Here is a 19,836-nt window from a genome sequence, read left to right as displayed (position 1 = left end):
ATATCTCTTGTGTTTTCAAATTTTCTATCGGGTTAAAACTGTCACGTATCACGCCAATTCAGGCGCTTCTACTGTCTTCTTATTGGCGACTATCGGCCGGAGTCCAATCATCACAATTGGCAGGCGACGAGGCCGCCAGCACCAAGTTCGGAACGGGATTGAAATTTCCGGCTGGCAAACTGGCGGCGATGCCTTAAACCTGTCGATACTTGATCACGGAGAACATATGAAATTACGCCATGCTTGTGTTGCACTTTGCTTGTCGTCACTGGGCAGTTCAATTTCAGCCGCAAATGAAAGCGATGCCGGGAAATTCACGTCAGACCGTGTTTTTGACCTGGAATTCGGAGATAGCCCGCAAATTTCGCCCGACGGTTCGACCATCGTTTATGCAAGAAAGTCGATGGACAAGTTCAAGGACCGCGTGATCAGCGATTTGTGGATGATTGATACCAGATCCGGTGCTCATCGCCCGATGGTTTCGGGCAAAGGGTCCAGTTCGTCGGTCCGCTGGTCGCCAAATGGCGATCGACTTGTCTATCTCACCACAACCAATGGCAAGCCCGATCTCAGGTTGCGTTATACCGATAGCGGGGAAAGCTTTTCACTGGCCCAGCTGGAAAATGGAGCCAGCGCACCTGTCTGGTCGCCTGATGGCAGGTCGATTGCCTTTTCCATGCTTGTTCCGGAAGAAAAAGCATCCTTCGCCAAACCTCCAAAAAGTGCGGAGGGCGCAGAGTGGGCAGAACCCGTACGTGTGATCGACGATCTGGTGTTTCGTTTTGATGGTGCCGGTTATTTGCCCAAAGGGACAACCCATGTCTTCGTTCTCAGCACAGATGGCGGTACACCCCGCCAGGTCACGTCGGGCGACAATGGATTTAACTCTCCGCAATGGCTCGGCAACGATAAATTGCTGGTCACCGGCAATGATGTCGAAAATGCGGACCTTGATCCGATTGAAAGCGAAATTTACCGCATCGAACTGAACAGTCTGAACCGAACGGCTCTAACCCAGCGAGATGGCCCGGACTTTGCGCCAGCCGTTTCGGCCAATGGTGCGCGGATTGCCTATCTCGGCTTCGATGACAAATTGAAATCCTATCAGCATACCGAGCTTTACGTGATGGCACCGGACGGATCCGGATCCCGAAATCTCACAGCTAGTTTTGACCGATCCATCGATGCTTTTGAATGGCGTGCGGATGGACGTGCCTTGATTGCACAAGCGGAAGTAGATGGTCTGTTGTCGCTGGTGTCGATTGATTTGTCCGGCAAAGTCACGACGTTGCTCGACGACATGGGCGGCACGTCTATCGGACGGCCCTATGCCTCTGGGAGTTTTTCAGTTGCAACAAGGGCAGGGGGGAGTAGCCCGATCATCACTTACACCAAAGCGGTTGAGAACCGGCCCGCAGAAATCGCACTTTCCAGGGGCGGGCGCGCTGGTCGGACTATGACACGCCTGAACGAGGATGCACTGGGAAATTTGAATCTCGCACGCATCGAAGAAATCAAAGTTTCGTCAAGCCATGACGGGCGAGAGATCGAGGCGTGGATCGCGCTGCCACCCGGTTTCAAAGCTGATGGGTCTTTCCCGATGATCCTTGAAATTCACGGTGGGCCTCATTCCATGTATGGCCCCTATTTCTCGGCAGAAATTCAGCGTTATGCTGCCGAAGGCTATGTGACTGCTTATGTGAATCCGCGGGGGTCGACCGGCTATGGTGAAGAATTCGCGCAACTTATTGACTTGGACTATCCCGGCAAAGATCACGACGATTTGATGAGCGTCGTCGATGCGCTGATCGCCAAAAACTATGTTTCTGCTGATCGCTTGTTTATTACAGGAGGGTCTGGCGGCGGCGTTCTGACGGCGTGGGCAGTGGGAAAAACCGATCGATTTGCAGCTGCGGCGACAATCAAACCGGTGATCAACTGGACGAGTATGGCGCTCGCCGGAGATATTGCGCGCTATGTCAGCCGGCACTGGTTCCGTGCCCAACCGTGGGAGCAACCCGAAGAATATTGGAGGCGCTCGCCGCTGTCCATCGTGGCGAACGTGAAAACACCGACGATGGTCATGGTGGGCGAGGCAGACTGGCGCACACCGGCATGGGAGGCCGAGCAATATTATACCGCTCTCAAAGTTCAGAAAGTGGATACAGCGCTGGTCCGGATACCGGGTGCTTCGCACCTCATCGCCGCGCGGCCCAGTCAGTTGATTGCCAAGGTGGACAATATCATGGGCTGGTTCAGCAAATATGATCCGTCCCGCCCGAAACCGGAAGGCGAATGAGAAGGGCTATTTTGGCGTGGCGGAATTTTAGGCGGAGCGCCTGAGATCACGGCTTCCGGAGATGTCCAGCCAGTCGGCCATGAACGCTTCAGTCGAAACGGCTTTTGAAATGTGCCAGCCTTGGGCGACATCGCATCCGAATGTCTTCAACCGGTCCATGCAAGCTTGATCTTCGATACCTTCGGCAACCACCTTGAGGTTGAGGGCATGGGCCAACTCAATCGTCGATTTGACCATCAACTGGTTGGCATTGTCGGTCATCATCGTTTTGACGAAACTCTGATCAATCTTGATTTCATCGACGGGAAGGCGCTGCAGATAGCTCATCGTTGATTGTCCGGTACCATAATCGTCGATTGAAACACTGATGCCTGCTGCGCGGACCTGCTCGAGGGCACTAATGGACAATTCCGGGTCAGCCAGTGTGGCCGTCTCGGTCATCTCAAAAATGATGCGGTGGTTGTCGATATTGGCTTCGTTGACCAATCCAATCGCCGTTTGGATGAATTCGCTGTCTCCCAGCAATTGTGCGGAAATATTGACCGAATAGTTTAGGTTCGGATGCGTCACCGCCCAATTCGTGACATTTGCGAGGGTTACTTTGAGAACGTAAAGCGTCAATTCGTTCACGCGGCCCGCTTTTTCAAGCAAAGGAACGAAGACTTCTGGACTGATATTGCCATGTTCTCTGTGTTTCCAGCGCACCAAAGCTTCTGCCCCGGACAAGCGGTCCTCTGCCAGATCCCATTTGGGTTGATAGACCACCCAAATATCTTGCTGTTCGATCGCCTGTTCCAGATCCGCGAGCAAACTCTGATTCCGGCTGGTGGCCAGTGCAGCGTCATCATCATGTCTTGCCCAGCGCTTGCCACCAGCCTGAGCTTGCCCGGATGCGATTTTGGCTTTGTCGATCGAACTGTCGCTTATCCCAAATGCGGCGTTCAGTTTGATTTTGGTGTCGCCCGCCATTACCGGCGCTTGCAAGAGTGCTGCCGCAGTGTCGAAATGGTTGGTGATGTCGTTCACATAATCCTTTTTGACAATCCAGCCGACAATATCCGTGTCCAGATGATAAATGATTTCATCCTCGGCGAGATATTTGAAACGGTCGGCGAGGTTCTGGAAAAGATCGATACGGCTTTGTTCGGTCGTAACCACCAGTAACTCGCGATAGTCAGTCAGTCTGGCGGACGCAATTTGGCGATTTTCCCGCTGAGAGAGAAATTCTCTCAGAGCAGCCTCATTCGGCAGCTGACTGGTCATGTTTTGAAGTCGCGTGGTTTTCAAGGCAAAGTTTGTTTTCAGAATTTTTTCTGCAACCAGCAATGTTCCAATAAAGAAAAAGGCTGGAATATTCGAAAACGAAAAGAAAGCGAAATATTCGGATATCAGCAAGGCCGCAAACAGGATCACGGTTGTTGCTGCCGCATATATTGTGATCCTCTTTTGCGAGGCACGATTGCGGGCGAGACCGAATGTCAGGATGAGCATTGCCAGAACAAGCGGAGGCCAAAATCCGATCTGCGGGATATTGCTGCCTTGAAGCAGAGTTTCTGCGGCCATGGCTTGTATGACAACGCCGGGCATTATCCCAAATCTGCTCATCGGATAGCGGTCACCAAGTTCGATTGCCGTGGCACCCACCAATATCTTTTTGCCGGCAAGATTCAGATCTGATCCGTTCGATTCCAGTATCTCTGCAAAGCTGTAGCGCGGGATTGTGGCCGGATTGATTGACTGATCAATGGAAAAACTCTCTCCAATATTTCCCGATGTTTCAGCCAGCATGCTGGCAAGTGATGGGCGCGCGACACCGTCAGTGGTTGTTCCGAAACTATAGCTATTGAGCTGCCCGTTCTGATCCGGGTGCACGTTGACAGAAGCCAGAAATGCGTTCTCGCGAAATGGTGTCGCCGGCAGGCTCTCGGTGTAGTTTTGGTTTGCAGAAGAGCTTTTCTGTTTGAACGTTGGTAATATGATCGCCGCGCGCGAGGCATTCAGAGATTCTGCAAACAGGCGGTCCTGTTCGGCAGTCGAGTGCGACGAAAAATCGATATCAAAAGCAATCTGGGCAACGCCCGCATCGGACAGTCTGTCAACAAGCGCGCCATAATGTTCTCGCGGCCAGGGCCAGCTATCCAGTGCCTGAATAGATCCGGCATCAATTTCGACAATGGCGATATCACCGGTTGCCGGCTTTTCGAGCAGGTCAGCCCGCAAATTGGCCATTTGTTGCTCGATGCCAGCTCCAAATCCAGCAAAATGCAAACCGAGCGCGACGGCCACGGCAATGCTCCATGCCAGCAATGCCCGCGACCATGTTTTGAAACTGAAAGAGGATATAATTGTCCTCACCGAAACCTCCGCGCAAATGCTGCGTTCGGTTGTAGATCAGAGGTATCTACATTGCGTTAACCCTATTTGGCGGGGTCGGTCGAGCGATTTTCCGGCAGTTTTACTAGTCTTTCCCGCCTCCGGCATTGTTGCCATTTTTGTATTCCTGGTAGCCATTGTACAGGGCCGTCAAAATTTCCTTCAACCTGCTTCCGCCACCATTGGAATTTCCATTGTCGCCGCCGGCATTGGCGTTGGTGCCATTGGCTCCGCCATTGCCGTTTCCGACGCCGTTATTGCCATTGCCGTTCCCGCCACCAGTGGCCGGATTGGATGCTGTTGTTCCGCCACCGCTCCCGGTATTGGGGTTGGGGCCGCTATGGCAATTTGGAACACCGCTGCAGGTGCCGCCCGGCTGATCGCCGCCATAATTTGGACCGGATCCTCCATTGGCATTGCCGTTCCCGGTTCCTGCACCGGCGTTTTCGTTGCCGCCGCCATTTCCGGCATTAAGTCCTGCGGTTGCGCCGCCGCCCGTGTTCGAACCGGCACCACTATTTCCGCTGGATCCGGTGTTACCAGCCGTTTGACCAGCTCCGGGCTCGCTGGTGACAGGAGGAATGATTAACGATCCTTTCCCGTCATCGCCCTCGTCAGAACCTGTCCCCCCAACGATATTCGAGCTGCTTTCGCTGGAGCTTGATCCATTGCCAATGCCAAATGTCCCTGGATTGGTGTTGGAGCCGCTGTTAGTGGCTTCGGATCCGAACGGCAGACTAACGTCGTTCATCGCGAGTTGCACTGGTGCGCCAGCTGTTGTTCCGCCTGTCACAAGCCCACCTGTCAAATCACTCAAGGATACCGGGGTATCCGCAATTGGTGCGGTGATAACGCCGTCAGAGCTTTCTGTGGCAATTTCCGTTGGAGTAGCACTGTCTTCGCCGGTTAATGGGGCTTTTCCGTTTGCTGGTGCATTGGACGAGATTATTGTTCTGCTTTCGGCACCGGTAATTACCAGCTTGAATCGCTGATCGTTGGAAACCATGCCGATCATCCCGGGAGACAAAAGCTGCGTAGCCCCGCCATCCGGAGTAGACACCTGAACTGCGCCTTCCGTTACTTGAACAGCGGAACCTGTATCGGTCACCGTAACGCTGAATGTCGTGCCTTTGACCACAGCTGCGAGATATGGTGTTTCCACGCCGAAATGGGGCGTGGCCTTCTTGTCGATCCGGAACACGGCATTACCGATTTCCTGGAAAAACTGCATGATGCCGCCGCTTTGTTTCGGAGCACTGATCCGCACGCGGCTATTCGGTGATACGACAACATATTCCTGACCGCGGACGAGTACCGCACGGCTTTTTCCGGCCGTGGAGACTATGTCACCTGCTTGCAGGCTGCCTCCGCTGATGGCAATTTTCGACACACCCGAACGCAGAACATTAACGGTTCCGTTGCTCTCGGAAATTTTCCATTTCGGCGTTTCAGCCAAAACAGGACTGGCAGTCAAAATGACTGCTGCAGCGACAATTTGCGTAATTTTCTTCATGTTCCAAACCTTGCTCATTCCTGGCCACCACGCCCTTATTTTTCCTCAAATAATGGCCGTTCCCGAAAATTCGCTTAAAAATGACACTGAATTTTCCGTTAAAATGCTGTGACGATAAGCTTTTCCTAAGGTTTTGTACCTAAATAGGGTTTGAGTTTTGTTTGAGTCGGAGTTTGCGTTGTACAGCTGGTTACGCCTTTCAGTTTTCACTGTGTCCTGCTGTGCGACCTCGTCTTTGGCTGCACAGGATATCCCGAACAGTTTTGAAAGCGTCAGGGAACAACCGGTTCGGGGGCAAGCTGACCGTCAGTTAGATCCTGCCATTGCGCCCGTTGTTCAATCAGATATCGGCGATACAGCGGGAGACGCGAGCGGTGTCACCATCGGGGCAGTAAGCGTCAATTCGCGTTCGCAAATTCCACCGGAGCTGCTGGCCGCAGGATATGAGCAATTTATCGGACAGAATGCAGACCAGAAAACATTGCAAGAGCTGGCCAGTGCAGTGTCCGAAGCTGCGCGCAGTGGCGGTTACGTATTTGCGAGTGCGCAAATATTGCCGCAAGCCATAAAATTGGGGGTCGTATCCGTGTCGCTTGATCCCGGTGCGATTGATGAAGTGCGGATTATCGGCTCGCAGAACAAGCGGCTGCGAAAAGTCCTGGACAAGCTCAGATGCGAAGCCGCCAGATCGGATATTGTAGAACGGCAATTGCTGCTGGCCGGTGATCTCCCCGGGATTACGTTGAATGGCTCCAGCTATTTGCAGGAAAACGGGAAGGGGATATTGGTAGTTACCGTCAGCGAGGATCGCTCGAGTGGCTATGCATCGCTGGACAATCACGGTCCGAACACCCTCGGTCCGATCCGGGCGAGGTTGCGACTTGATATCGCTGGATTGCTGAGTGACAGCGATGCTGTGACGACAAGTGTCATAAGCTCGATTGCCGAACCCAAAGAGCTGACCTATGTGAGCTTGCGCTATACAAACGTGCTGGGCGACGGCGATACGTCGGTTGGCTTCTCGGCTTCGGCAGGGCGCACGCGTTCGGGCTCCAGTCTCCGGGCACTGGGTCTCGAAGGCAGAAACAGATATGCTTCGGTATTTGCAAGTCATGCGCTCAAACGCAGCAATGATTTGAACCTCTGGCTGAACGCAGAACTGGCCTATCTTCAATCCGAACAAACATTGAGCAATTCACTGTTTCAGCAAGATGAAATTGTAACGGCATCCTTGAATTTTGCCGGCAATTACAATGTTGGAACAGGCCGGATATATGGCGGAATTGGTGTGACACAGGGTCTCGGAATATTGGGGGCAAATTCAGCGGCTGACCCGCTCAGTTCGCGTCCCAATAGCAGCGGCCAATTCACCAAAGCTCATTTCTGGATCAACTCCATATTGAATTTGGGGCAAGGCTTTAGCACGCGTCTGGCGGCTACCGGCCAGATTGCCTCAAAACCATTGCTGGCTCCGCACGAGATAGCAGTAGGTGGTCCCAATTTCGGTAGAGGGTTCGACTATAGCGAACGATTTGGAGATGAAGGCATTTTAGGCCTCGCCGAAATCCGCAAGGATTTTAACAAGGTCGCGAACTGGCTCAACTGGTTGCAAGTCTATGGCTTCGTCGATGGCGGATATGTTTCGAACATCGGCACCGGGTTCGGTGATGGTTCTCTTTTGTCAACAGGCGGAGGATTCCGTGCCCAGATCGGAAAATTTGATCTCGGTGTGGAGGCAGCCGCTCCCGTCAATGAAGACCGATTCGAGAGCGACGATCGCTCTTCGCAGATTAACGTTCAAATGGGAATTCAGTTCTAAACGGACTCCGGAACCGATCATTCGGCAAAATTAGCGACAAAGCATCGCGCGTTGATCAGGCAGCTTTGGGGCGGTGGCCTTTTACACTCCATGTTGCAATAAGATCCGCAAGATCTTCCTGGGAAAAAGGTTTGGCCAGATGAGCCTGCATCCCGGCGTTCAAACATGTTTTAATGTCCTGCTCATAGGCGTTGGCCGTCAATGCCACAATTGGCAAACTGCTCGCGGAAATACCGCCATTACGGATCATTTTCGTTGCCTTTATGCCATCTACGACGGGCATCTGAATATCCATGAGCACCAAATCATAGGGACGGCCAGCCAGATTGGCTTGCTCAACTTTTTGAACTGCTTCGGCCCCGTTTTGGGCCAGATCAAATTGCAATCTCATCTTGCCGAACATCTCTTCAAGCAGCATCTGATTTATATCATGATCCTCTGCCACAAGAACACGAGGTCGGTTATCGGTGATTTCTGTTTCCCTCGCCGGCGTTTCGGCGTCCACAATATTGGCTTCAGGGTCCTGATCGGCCGGACTTGCCAGTCGTTTTGCAGGCAGGGTGATCGTAAACACAGAGCCTTCGCCAACCCGACTTGTCATTGATATTCGCCCGCCCATGAGTTCGATCAACTGATTGCTGATGGTGAGGCCAAGTCCGCTGCCGCCATATTTCCGAACGGTGGAATCATCTTCTTGCGCGAAAGGTTCAAATATCGCCTTTCTCCGATCGGGCGCGATGCCCATTCCGGTGTCGGTGACAATGAGCGTCATGATTGAGCCACCCAATGCTCCCGGGGACTGGGAACGTTCCTCCTGATATCTGGCCTCAACCGTGACGGACCCGCTTTCCGTGAACTTGACGCCATTGGCCAGCAAATTCAGCATCACTTGCCGTAGTCGCAATCCATCAATTTTGACGAGCGCAGGGAGTTGCTCATCAATCCGGAGAACAACGCCCAGCTTTTTCGTTTCTGCCGTCGGTGAAACCAGCTTGATACAGCTGTTCAACACATTTCGAACGTCCACGGGAGCTTCGTTAATCGCCATCAATCCTGCATCGACTTTGGAAATATCCAGAATATCATTGAGCAGCCTCATCATTGCTGTGCCGGATTCAGATATCATCTGAACATGTCGGCTTTGCTCCTCGTTGAGCGTTCCGTCATCGAGCAACTGGGTGAACCCGATTACACCGTTCATCGGAGTGCGGATTTCATGACTCATGTTGGCGAGGAATTTTGACTTTGCCTGGGTTGCCGCTTCAGCGCGGTTAAGGGCTTTGCTGACCTCGCGTTCCTTGGCCACGAGCTCCTGTGTTTTGACTTTTACTTCCGCCTGCACATAGGCTTCGCGGCGGGCGTAGAAAAACATCATGATGGCAAAGGCGCCGGTGACAATCACCCCGCCTACCAAAATCAGGATCGGTTCCTGCGTGCTGACACTGGCTTCAAATTCGGGGGTACTGTTCCAGACCACCGTCCAGTCCTGCTCCATCATGCGGAACGTCTGGCTGGTGGAATAGAGCGAGCCGTGTTTTGACTGATTTTCCTGTTGGCTGTTAAAAATCAGATCGGTTGCCACACTGGAATCGCCATCAAACACTTGAAAGTCGAAGTTTCGACCCTGACTGGTGGTCAGGCCGGCCATGAAACGTGAAGCAATAAAAGGCGCATAGATCCAGCCGCGAAAAGCCTTCTTTCGTTGTGCCATTGTTTGCAATGACTGATCCTGTTTGTACATCGGTCGGAGAAGCAGAAAGCCTGCGCTTCGGGTTTCATCCTGAACGAGGAAAATACGTTTGGTTATGGTTGCTTCGCCGGTATCTCGCGCATGATAGGCCGCTTCCCGGCGATTGGACTCAAAGCCGATGTCCAGTCCCACAGCTTCTTTGTTGGGTTCGATCGGCTCGATATACGTAATGGAAAGCTTTTCAGGGATATCCGTTTGTGGATGGATGTCCATATTTTTGACACCCCGGTTCCGAACCGATGTCAGATAGTCAGCGATTTTGTTCTTTGGTACCGGCTCAATATAGCCGATCCCGTTTATTCCCGGCAATGTTTTTTCAATGTCCAGAACGTCGACATAAGCTTTCCACTGATCGAGTGACACAACATCCGAGGTTTCAAATAACGCCGCTCCGCCATCAAGGCTTTGTCGATAGGAGTCCAGCCGGCTGCGCATCGCATGGGCATTGTCGGCCGTGAGCGCATTGAATGTCGCAAGATTCCGTTCCTGGCTGGCCATGCTGGCAATTGTCCAGGCCCAGACGGTGATCGCCGGTAGCGCCACGAGACCAATCAACGCGATAGCCCCGATAATCAAGTTTGCGCGGTTGCGAGTTCGGCCTGCCCAAAGTTCGTTCAGCATGATGACAGACCTCAGTTCAAGTTGAAGCTGAGGGCGGGCGGGGTCACGCAACTCCCGATCAGGTCATCAATGCGCGCCACAAGGCTTTCCGGTTCGAAAGGCTTTGTCATATAGTCCGAAACACCTGCTCGATACGCCTCGATCACATGATTTCTCCCGGTCTGTGATGTCAGCATGATCACCGGGATATCTGTGGTCGTGGCGGAAATTTTCATCTGTTCCAAAACTTCGATGCCGCGCATACCGGGCATCAGATTATCGAGAATCACGATGTCGGGGCGGGAATTCAAAATCGTGTCGAGCACGTCTGCACCATTGTCGACGACCGCGACCGAATGGCCGTTTTTTTCCAGTGCGTAAAACACGACTTCGCCGATTAGTGCATCGTCATCCGCAATCAAGATATGCGCCATTGACAGAATTCCTCTTTCCCTGAACTTCCCAGTGTCATTCCCTGATAAGCAAATTTCATGCCGGTTGATGAATGCATCATCTGAATCGAGATGCGACCGGCAAAAGGAGATATTCTTGATTGACGGCTGGAAGCTGAAAAACTTAACCCCGAATTTACTATCTTGATCGCAAAATCGTCTGACAAGTTAGCCGGCGTGACGAGATCGGGATCTGACGCGCTCCTGGTTTGGCAAGATCAGCACCGGTCCGGGATTCAAAGAAATATTGCAGTGGCCGTTAACGATGAGAACCGGTGGAGCAGCATGATGATGCGCGTCCTGGTGGAAACTATCAAAAGGAAATTGAAGAGTGCAAAGCCTGCCAAACGACAATCCAGAACAACAGGATCTGATTGGCCTGCCTGTTGAACCATATCGGGGATATTTGCTTCTCGTAGAAGATCATGATGTGAACCAGATTCTGATCAGGTCGATGGCTGAGCGGTTGGGGTATCGTACAGAACTGGCCGTTGATGGCGCGGATGCGGTGGCCAAAATTGATGATGCAGGTTTGCGCGGAGCTCAATATGATCTGGTATTGATGGATGTTCAAATGCCGGTGATGGACGGCTGCGAGGCCGCGCGGATGATCCGCGCGATTGGCGTTGACGAAAAAACTCTGCCCATCGTTGCAATTACCGCCAATGCCGAACCAGAGGATATCGATCGCTGTCTTGCTGCAGGCATGCAGGATCATATTTCCAAACCAATACTCATGGATGAGTTGGAACGCGTTCTGTCCGACCGGCTCGAGATGGCTGATCCAACCGAATCTGGTTCCATGGACGTTGAAAAAGCACCCCATTTTTCCGATCATCTGACCGACCGATATGCATTGCGTCGTGCACAAGCCTTGTCCAGTATTTCGAGCCTCGTTCGGGTGGGGACTTTTCTGGATCAGGATTTACAAGAAATTTCGGATCATATGCACAAGCTGGCAGGCACTGCAGGAATGTTCGGGGAACCTGAACTGGGTCTCCAGGCCAAAGACCTGGAAGACGGTATCGCGCGCTGGCAAATTGCTGAAAGACCCTCCAAAATCAAGACGTGTGTCGAGTCAATTCTGGACTGCGCGCACGGGTGAAACGCAATTGATGCTGGCGGTGCCAATTTGACTGAACTTTCAGCACGTCTGACTGAACTCAGCCCAGGAATGTTTCCGCCATGGCGTCGATTATGGCGTCGCTGTCGATACGATAGCTCTTGTATAGATCCTGCAGGTCGCCGGTCTGTCCAAATTTGTCTGTGCCCAGTGGACTGACTTTCATGCCCCGAACCGCTCCCAGCCAGGACAGCGCAGACGGCGATCCGTCAAGGACCGTGACCAATCTGGCATCCGGTGACAGCTTGGCAAGTAACTGTTCGACGTGACTTGCGGGCCTCGACCGGGATTGCCAGCGATCCGCCTGACATTTTGACCACTCCCGGTGCAGCAAATCTGGTGATGTGACGTTGAGCAAACCGAGCCCGGGAACATCATCCGCCAGTTTTTGATAGGCTTCGAGAACCTCTGGTGCGATTGCACCGGTAAATGCGATAGCTGCTTCGGCTGCCGGCCCCGGCTCCTGAAGCCAGTAGCCACCTTGCAGCGCATCATGCTCCCAGCCATCATTTTTCCGCGCCATCTGGGTTATGGATCTGGTACTCAAGCGCAGATAGACCGAACTGCCGTCTGGTTGCTGCATATGTTCAAAGGCCCAGCGCATCATCAACGCAACTTCGTCCGCCCAGGCAGGTTCGAAATAAACCAGACCCGGTTGCCCCATCCCGATCAGCGGTGTGTTGATCGATTGATGCGCACCCCCTTCTGGTCCGAGGGTCAGTCCAGAAGGTGTGCCAACCAGCAAAAAGCGGGCATCCTGATAGCAACCGTAGTTCAGAGCATCGAGCCCGCGCGCGATAAATGGATCATAGACGGTTCCGACTGGCAACAGGCGAGTTCCGAAATGCGGTGCCGTGAGCCCCATGGATGCCAGCATCAGGAAGAAGTTATTCTCCGCAATGCCCAGTTCGACATGCTGACCTGCGCCATGTGCAGACCATTTTTGTGCAGACGGAATCCTGGCTTGTTGAAAGGCATCCGCGACTTCCTGCCGTCTGAACAGACCGCGCTGGTTCACAAAGGCACCGAGATTCGTTGTCTGTGTGACATCCGGTGCTGTCGTGACGATCCGATCGGCAATATCTTCCCCGGATTTGGCAATATCCAGCAGGACTTTTCCGAACGCAGCCTGGGTCGAAATCTCTTCGCCGGCCGGCACCGCAAAGCGGGCGGGAACGGGGATGACAGCAGCTTCGGGCTCTGCCGATTGCTTCGCCAGCGCACAGTCTTCCACAAACGCCTTGAGCCGGGCGGCCGCATTGTCGCCAAGCCCGCCATAAGGTTCCCATTCCTGGCCTTCGTCAATTCCCAGACTTTGGCGATATCCCTCAATCTGGGTCGGGTTCATCATGCCGGAGTGGTTGTCCTTGTGCCCGGCGAGTGGCAGGCCAAATCCCTTGACCGTGTAAGCAATGAACAGCGTCGGGCGATCGTCATCACAAGCATCAAATGCTTCTGAAAGGGTTTCGACACAGTGCCCGCCGAGATTGGTCATCAGATCTGCCAATGCATCATCATCAAAGCCGGCCAGAAGTTTTTTGACATTTGGCTTGCTGCCAATGTCTGCCAGCAACCGCTCACGCCATGCCGCACCGCCCTGATATGTGAGAACCGCGAAATCGGCATTGGGACAATTCTCGATCCATTGTTCGAGCGTTTTTCCTCCGGGTTTGCGAAAGGCCGCCATCTGGCGTTTCCCGTATTTCATGGTCACCACACGCCAGCCGCATGTCTCGAAAATATCGTCAAATCGACGAAACATGCGATCCGCAGTGGTACTATCCAGCGATTGGCGGTTGTAGTCCACTACCCACCAGCAATTGCGAATGTCGTGTTTGTAGGCTTCGATCAGGCATTCATAAATATTGCCTTCATCCAGTTCGGCATCGCCCATCAATGCGATCATTCGGCCTGCTTCAGATTCCTCCAGCTGACCGTGTGCAATCAAATAATCCTGCATCAAGCTGGAGAACGCCGTTATCGCCACACCAAGGCCAACCGAGCCAGTGGAAAAATCGACCGGAATGGTATCTTTGGTGCGCGATGGATAGCTTTGAACGCCGCCCAAAGCACGGAACCGTTCCAGTTTTTCGCGGCTCTGGTTGCCGAGCAAATAGTGTATTGCGTGCAGGACCGGTCCGGCATGCGGCTTGACGGCCACTTTGTCGCCCGGACGCAAGGCATGAAAATACAGAGCGGCCATGATCGCTGTCATCGAAGAACAGCTCGCCTGATGACCGCCAACCTTCAGTCCATCTCGTTTCGGACGAATATGGTTGGCATTGTGCACGGTCCAGGAGGACAACCAGCGCAAACGCGATTCCAGAAGCTCGAGCATTTGCATTTCGCCCTGATCGTCAGTGACTGCTTTTGTGTTCATCGCTTATACTATCCTGATTGACATCGATATGATCGTTGATCCTGCAACGTGCTTCAGAACATGTCTCGGGTCAAACAGATGACGCTGATTTGACCAATGCATGAACAAAAGCAATTGCGGATATCGTTTCAGCAAGGCAAGCAGTTATGCCGCTGTCCGAAAACAGTAGCATGGCTATGCCGGTTCACTGCGGAACGAAGAAAAAAAGGGTGGAACGAATGTCGAATTTGCATGACGATTACAGCTCTGCCGGATTTGGTGGGGACATCGGGTTTGGAAAACGTCCGGCGCTTATCCTTATCGATGTTGCGAAAGCCTATATTGAACCCGGTGCGCCCCTTTATGTGGGGTCTGAAGATGCGTTCCAAGCCATGGTCCGCCTCGCTGAATTGGCGCGAGGCAGCGGCGTACCGGTTATTTTTACGCGGGTTGAATATATGGCAGGCGGAGCAGACGGCGGCTTGTTCTATCAAAAGATCAAGGCGCTTTCGCTTTTCGATATCGGGAGCAGACTTGGCGATTTTGATGACCGATTGCGTCCGCTGGAAGGCGAAATTGTCGTCACCAAACAATATCCGAGTGCTTTTTTTGGTACACATCTGGCTTCAACCCTCAACATGATCGGCGTCGATACCTGTCTGCTTTCCGGCTTTTCAACATCGGGTTGTGTCCGGGCGTCGACGCTCGATGCGTTGCAGTACGGATTTCGGCCCATCGTGGTTTCAGAGGCTTGCGGCGACCGGGATCCAAAAGTGCAGTCGGCCAATCTGTTTGATCTGGAGCAGAAATATGCGGACCTGAAGAGCCTGTCGGAAATTCAGGACTATTTTTCCCAATTGCCCTCGGACTGAAACAAACTACCGGCCCTTTATTGCATTGTTGCAATCGGGGTTCAGCCGGGATCTTTCAGGTAGGCGATTAAGTCAGCTCGTTTCTGAGCATCCGGCAAGCCCGCAAATATCATTTTTGTCTTTGGTACAACTTTCTGTGGGTCTTCCAGATATTGATAAAGCTGCTCTTCAGTCCAGGTCACGCTGCTGCTGGCATTTGCAGCAGAATATTTAAAGCCCTTGATTGATCCGGCATCCCGACCAACAATCCCAGCCAATGACGGACCAATCCGGTTCACGCCCGGGTCTGTGACGTGGCAAGTGCGGCACTGTGCGAACACTTTCGCTCCGGCTTCGGCGGAGCCGGTCAGGCTGGCATAGGCAACACCGTCCTTTGTGGAAAGATCGCCGTCGGCTGGAGGGCTCTGTTCGGCAGTGGTTTCTTCTGGTTCTGCCGCTGTTTCGCCAGCTGTTTCGACAGCCGGCTCGGCAGAAGTTTCAGGCGGCTCATTCGGTTCGGAGCCCCCACCAGAACAAGCTGTCGCCAACGCTGATAGTGCCACAGCGCTCGCCATTGCCTTAATCTTGACCATATTTTTTCCTGCCTTGTTTCATCATTTGATGGACAAGTCATTCGCTAACGGCTTAATCGAGATAAGTCAAAACGCGGATCAACGCACTTTCTGATATGGGGCCACACCCAAAGTTGGCGACTGGACGCTTCCATTTTTTCCTCACGAAGCATTTCTACAATAATGAAAACAAAAGCCTGATTACAAATCTCCATTCGTTGTGATAGTCGATCAGCCTGCTCGATTTTCGGGCTCTGTTTTTACACGGTGCCGCCTCTCTTCATCATTTTGGCGTGGCCTTGCAGGAGAAAAAAATGTCTGTCGTAACCACTGAGAAACACCAAAATATTCTGGTCATCATCTCCAACAATCCACCCGTCAATGCGCTGGGCGCGGCCGTTCGGCAGGGACTGGTTGATGGCATCGACGAGGCGCTTTCAGATGATTCGATTGAGGCGGTGGTCATTCGCTGTGACGGACGAACGTTTTTTGCCGGCGCAGATATTACGGAATTCGGAAAACCGATGCAGGGCCCGAATCTGGGTGAGGCGATTGATCGCATGGAAGCGAGCAACAAGCCGGTTGTCGCCGCAATCCACGGAACTGCTCTGGGCGGCGGTTGTGAAGTGGCTTTGGCCTGTCATTACCGAGTTGCAGTGCCATCCGCCAAAATGGGCTTGCCGGAAGTCAAGCTGGGTTTGATACCGGGAGCCGCCGGAACACAGCGCCTGCCGCGGGTTGTTGGTGCAGAAGCTGCCTTGCCCATGGTTGTGATCGGTAATCCGATATCTGCGAAGAAGGCACATGCGATCGGACTTGTTGACAAGGTGGTCGGTGAAGATAGTCTGGCAGATGATGCGATCACCTTTGCGCGCGAACAAATTGGCAAGGAACCGCCGCGATCTTCTGAAGGCACAGCCAATGAAGATGGCATAAAAAACCCGGCAATATTTGATGAGTTCCGGCAGAAAAACGGTCGCAAGATCCGCGGCTTTGAAGCTCCGGAAGCGGGTATTCAGGCGGTGAAGGCCGCCGGTGAACTGTCCTATGCTGATGGTGTTGCGAAAGAACGTGAGCTCTTTGCGAAACTGATGACCGGAACGCAATCTGCAGCGATGCGCCACTATTTCTTTGCCGAGCGCGCGGCCAACAAAATCGATGGCATTGATCCCAAGATTGATCTGATCCCGATCAAGAAAGTCGGGATTTTGGGCGCCGGGACGATGGGCGGCGGAATCGGAATGAACTTTCTGTCGGCCGGTATTCCCGTGACAATTGTCGAATTGAAAGAAGAAGCGCTGGACCGCGGTGTCGGTGTCATCCGCAAAAATTACGAGAATACCGCCAAACGGGGACGCATGACTGACGAGCAGGTTGAGGGTGCCATGAGTCTTTTGACACCCAGCCTGTCTTATGACGATCTGGCCGATTGCGATCTGGTGATCGAGGCTGTGTTTGAAAATATGGACGTCAAAAAGGAAGTCTTCACCAAGCTCGACGGCATTGTGAAGCAAGGCGCAATCCTGGCCAGTAACACCAGTTACCTGAATATTGACGAGATCGCTGCGGTCACCAAGCGACCGGAATATGTGCTTGGCCTGCACTTCTTCTCCCCAGCGAACATTATGAAATTGCTGGAAATTGTTCGCGGTGAAAAGACGGCTGATGATGTGCTGATGACCGCGATGAAGCTCTCAAGGAAAATCGGGAAAGTTGCGGCCGTCTCAGGCGTTTGCCCAGGCTTTATCGGCAACCGGATGCTCAGCCCGCGCCAGGAACAGGCCAATTTGATGATCATGGAAGGCGCCAATTACTGGGAAGTGGATGACGTCCTGCTCGAATTTGGGTTCCCCATGGGGCCATTCCAGATGTCCGATCTCGCCGGAGTGGATATCGGTTGGCACCGCGATCCAGAGCGCATTGAAACATTGCGTGATGCGCTCTGTGCGGTTGGTCGCTGGGGACAGAAAGTCGGCAAGGGTTTTTATGACTATGACGAGGCACGGCAACGGACACCGTCAGATGAAGTAAAGCAGATCATTTCGGAATTTGCGACCAAGGCTGGCAAGGAACAACGTACAATTTCGAAAGACGAGATTCGTGAACGGATGCTCTATCCGATGGTCAATGAAGGTGCGAAGATTCTGGAAGAAGGTATGGCACAGCGTGCCAGCGACATCGATGTTGTCTGGATCAATGGCTATGGCTGGCCGCTCTACACCGGCGGACCAATGTTCTGGGCTGACACCGTGGGCCTCGACAATATCGTTGCCGGTTTGCAGAGTCACAATCTCCCGGTTGCGAATTTGCTTCAGGAAAAAGCTGCGGCCGGAGAGAAGTTCAACAGATAGATCTACAATATAGATTGGGAGAGAATAATTTGTCAGCTGAAGCAATAGATTCACTGGAAAAGTGGACGCCGCCTGCTGGATGGCCAGTAAGATCACGCAAGGAAGTAGATGCGCTGTTATGTGCAGACGGTCAGCCGTTTGAAATGGAAACGGTTGATATTGACGGAGTTGAAACGCGGGTCTGGAAAAATGCGCATCCGACTCTGGCGGCGATGGCTGAACATGCGCGTGGTCATGGGGATAGCGAATTCCTGATTTATGCCGACGAACGTGTCACCTATGCCAACTGGTACCGGGCTGTTGCCGCGCTGGCTGTGGAGCTTCAGAGCATCGGCGTGTCCAGGGGAGACCGCGTATCACTCGCTATGCGCAATTTACCCGAGTGGCCGGTGATTTTCTTCGCTGCTGCTTCAATCGGTGCAATTGTTGTCCCGCTCAACGCCTGGTGGACGGACCAGGAGCTCGTATTTGGTCTGGCAAATTCCGGAACTAGCGTTCTGCTCTGTGATGCCGAGCGATGGGATCGCATTTCTCCACATTTGGCTGAATTGCCTGATATGAAACATGTGATTGTAGCTCGCAGCACTGGCGAACTCGCAGGTCCGACCCGTCCGCTTGAACAGATAATCGGCAAGCCCAATGACTATGGCGCGCTGCCGGATCAGGATTTGCCATCCGTGGATATGGCGCCAGATGACCCGGCAACGATATTCTATACCAGTGGTACAACCGGACAACCCAAAGGCGCGCTCGGAACCCATCGCAATCTTACCACCAATGCAATTTCCGTTGCCTATTCCGGAGCTGCGACCGCATTGCGCCGGGGCGATGAGCTGCCTGAGCCCGCCGTTCGTGTGGGTCTTACAGTCGTGCCCATGTTTCACTGTACGGCTTGCTCTGCGATCATGATGCCTACCGTCCATGGCGGGCACAAGATGGTTTTCCTGCACAAATGGGATACCGTGCAGGCAATGGAGATTATCGAGCGGGAAAAGGTCAATGCAACCGGCGGTGTCCCTTTCATTGCCTGGCAATTGATCGAACATCCGGATCGCGAAAAATATGATCTGAGTTCCATCGACGCAATCAGCTATGGTGGCGCACCATCCGCGCCGGAACTCGCCCGGAAAATCTTCGAAGTTTTTGGCGCACTGCCGGGTAATGGCTGGGGCATGACCGAAACCATGGCAACCGTGACATCGCACAGCGCTGAAGATTATCTCAACCGTCCAACAAGTTGCGGACCACCTGTGGCTGCGGCCGACCTGAAAGTGATGAGCGAAGATAGCGATGAGGAATTGCCGATCGGCGATGTGGGTGAATTATGGGCCCGCGGGCCGATGGTTGTAAAGGGTTACTGGAACCGCCCCGACGCCACCGCCGAAACCTTTGTCGACGGATGGGTCCGGACCGGCGATCTGGCGCGTCTGGATGACGAAGGATTCTGCCACATTGTCGACCGCGCGAAAGACATGATCATTCGTGGTGGAGAAAACATCTATTCATCCGAAGTCGAGAATGTCCTCTATGATCATCCTGCCGTCATGGATGCGGCCTTGGTTGGTATCGATCACAAAACCCTGGGTGAAGAACCGGCTGCGATTGTCCATCTTGTCCAGGATCAATCAGCGACGGAAGCAGAATTGCAGGAGTGGGTGCGGGCCAGGCTGGCAAATTTCAAGGTGCCGGTGAAAGTACTGTTCAGTGCCGAAACCTTGCCACGGAATGCCAATGGCAAAATTTTGAAACGCGATCTCAAGTCGCTTTTTTGAAC

General features: G+C 53.1%; 12 protein-coding genes. 6 read left to right on the top strand and 6 right to left on the bottom strand.

From position 1 onward, the window contains the following. Positions 1-226 precede the first annotated feature (226 nt). Positions 227-2,299, top strand: coding sequence for a S9 family peptidase (locus ABJI30_RS10265; protein WP_348018098.1), 2,073 nt, complete (start codon positions 227-229; stop codon positions 2,297-2,299). Between the two features lie 27 nt (positions 2,300-2,326). Here the strand turns inward: ABJI30_RS10265 and ABJI30_RS10260 are convergent, their stop codons facing one another. Together ABJI30_RS10260 and ABJI30_RS10255 are read right to left on the bottom strand one after the other, a co-directional pair. After that, complete coding sequence (locus ABJI30_RS10260) at positions 2,327-4,654, bottom strand: EAL domain-containing protein (RefSeq protein WP_348018097.1); 2,328 nt, start codon at positions 4,652-4,654, stop codon at positions 2,327-2,329. 103 nt (positions 4,655-4,757) lie between these two features. Further along, complete coding sequence (locus ABJI30_RS10255; RefSeq protein ID WP_348018096.1) at positions 4,758-6,185, bottom strand: FecR family protein; 1,428 nt, start codon at positions 6,183-6,185, stop codon at positions 4,758-4,760. Between the two features lie 178 nt (positions 6,186-6,363). Between ABJI30_RS10255 and ABJI30_RS10250 the strand changes: the two genes are divergently transcribed. Beyond that, entirely contained in the window at positions 6,364-8,004 is a 1,641-nt protein-coding gene (locus ABJI30_RS10250) for a ShlB/FhaC/HecB family hemolysin secretion/activation protein (RefSeq protein WP_348025479.1), read from the top strand. 55 nt (positions 8,005-8,059) lie between these two features. Here the strand turns inward: ABJI30_RS10250 and ABJI30_RS10245 are convergent, their stop codons facing one another. Next, positions 8,060-10,375 (bottom strand): CHASE domain-containing protein, encoded by a 2,316-nt coding sequence (locus ABJI30_RS10245; RefSeq protein ID WP_348018094.1) that lies wholly within the window; start codon positions 10,373-10,375, stop codon positions 8,060-8,062. A gap of 11 nt (positions 10,376-10,386) precedes the next feature. Next, positions 10,387-10,788 (bottom strand): response regulator transcription factor, encoded by a 402-nt coding sequence (locus ABJI30_RS10240; RefSeq protein WP_348018093.1) that lies wholly within the window; start codon positions 10,786-10,788, stop codon positions 10,387-10,389. Between the two features lie 349 nt (positions 10,789-11,137). Here ABJI30_RS10240 and ABJI30_RS10235 point away from each other — a divergent pair, with 349 nt between their 5' ends. After that, entirely contained in the window at positions 11,138-11,911 is a 774-nt protein-coding gene (locus ABJI30_RS10235; protein WP_348018092.1) for a response regulator, read from the top strand. Positions 11,912-11,969: 58 nt separating this feature from the next. Here ABJI30_RS10235 and ABJI30_RS10230 read toward each other — a convergent pair whose 3' ends face one another. Beyond that, entirely contained in the window at positions 11,970-14,309 is a 2,340-nt protein-coding gene (locus ABJI30_RS10230; RefSeq protein WP_348018091.1) for a transketolase, read from the bottom strand. Between the two features lie 218 nt (positions 14,310-14,527). Between ABJI30_RS10230 and ABJI30_RS10225 the strand changes: the two genes are divergently transcribed. Beyond that, entirely contained in the window at positions 14,528-15,160 is a 633-nt protein-coding gene (locus ABJI30_RS10225; protein WP_348018090.1) for an isochorismatase family protein, read from the top strand. Between the two features lie 41 nt (positions 15,161-15,201). On the opposite strand, the gene ABJI30_RS10220 is transcribed toward ABJI30_RS10225, so the two are convergent. Continuing rightward, positions 15,202-15,732, bottom strand: a complete 531-nt coding sequence (locus tag ABJI30_RS10220) for a cytochrome c family protein (RefSeq protein ID WP_348018089.1) — start codon at positions 15,730-15,732, stop codon at positions 15,202-15,204. 293 nt (positions 15,733-16,025) lie between these two features. Between ABJI30_RS10220 and ABJI30_RS10215 the strand changes: the two genes are divergently transcribed. Beyond that, complete coding sequence (locus tag ABJI30_RS10215; protein WP_348018088.1) at positions 16,026-18,062, top strand: 3-hydroxyacyl-CoA dehydrogenase NAD-binding domain-containing protein; 2,037 nt, start codon at positions 16,026-16,028, stop codon at positions 18,060-18,062. Between the two features lie 44 nt (positions 18,063-18,106). Continuing rightward, positions 18,107-19,834: a class I adenylate-forming enzyme family protein gene (locus ABJI30_RS10210; RefSeq protein WP_348018175.1), complete on the top strand. Its 1,728-nt coding sequence runs from the start codon at positions 18,107-18,109 to the stop codon at positions 19,832-19,834. Positions 19,835-19,836: the final 2 nt, after the last annotated feature.

This window comes from Parasphingorhabdus sp. (genome assembly GCF_039968395.1).
Classification (GTDB): domain Bacteria; phylum Pseudomonadota; class Alphaproteobacteria; order Sphingomonadales; family Sphingomonadaceae; genus Parasphingorhabdus.
This window is presented reverse-complemented; position numbering and strand designations above follow the sequence as displayed.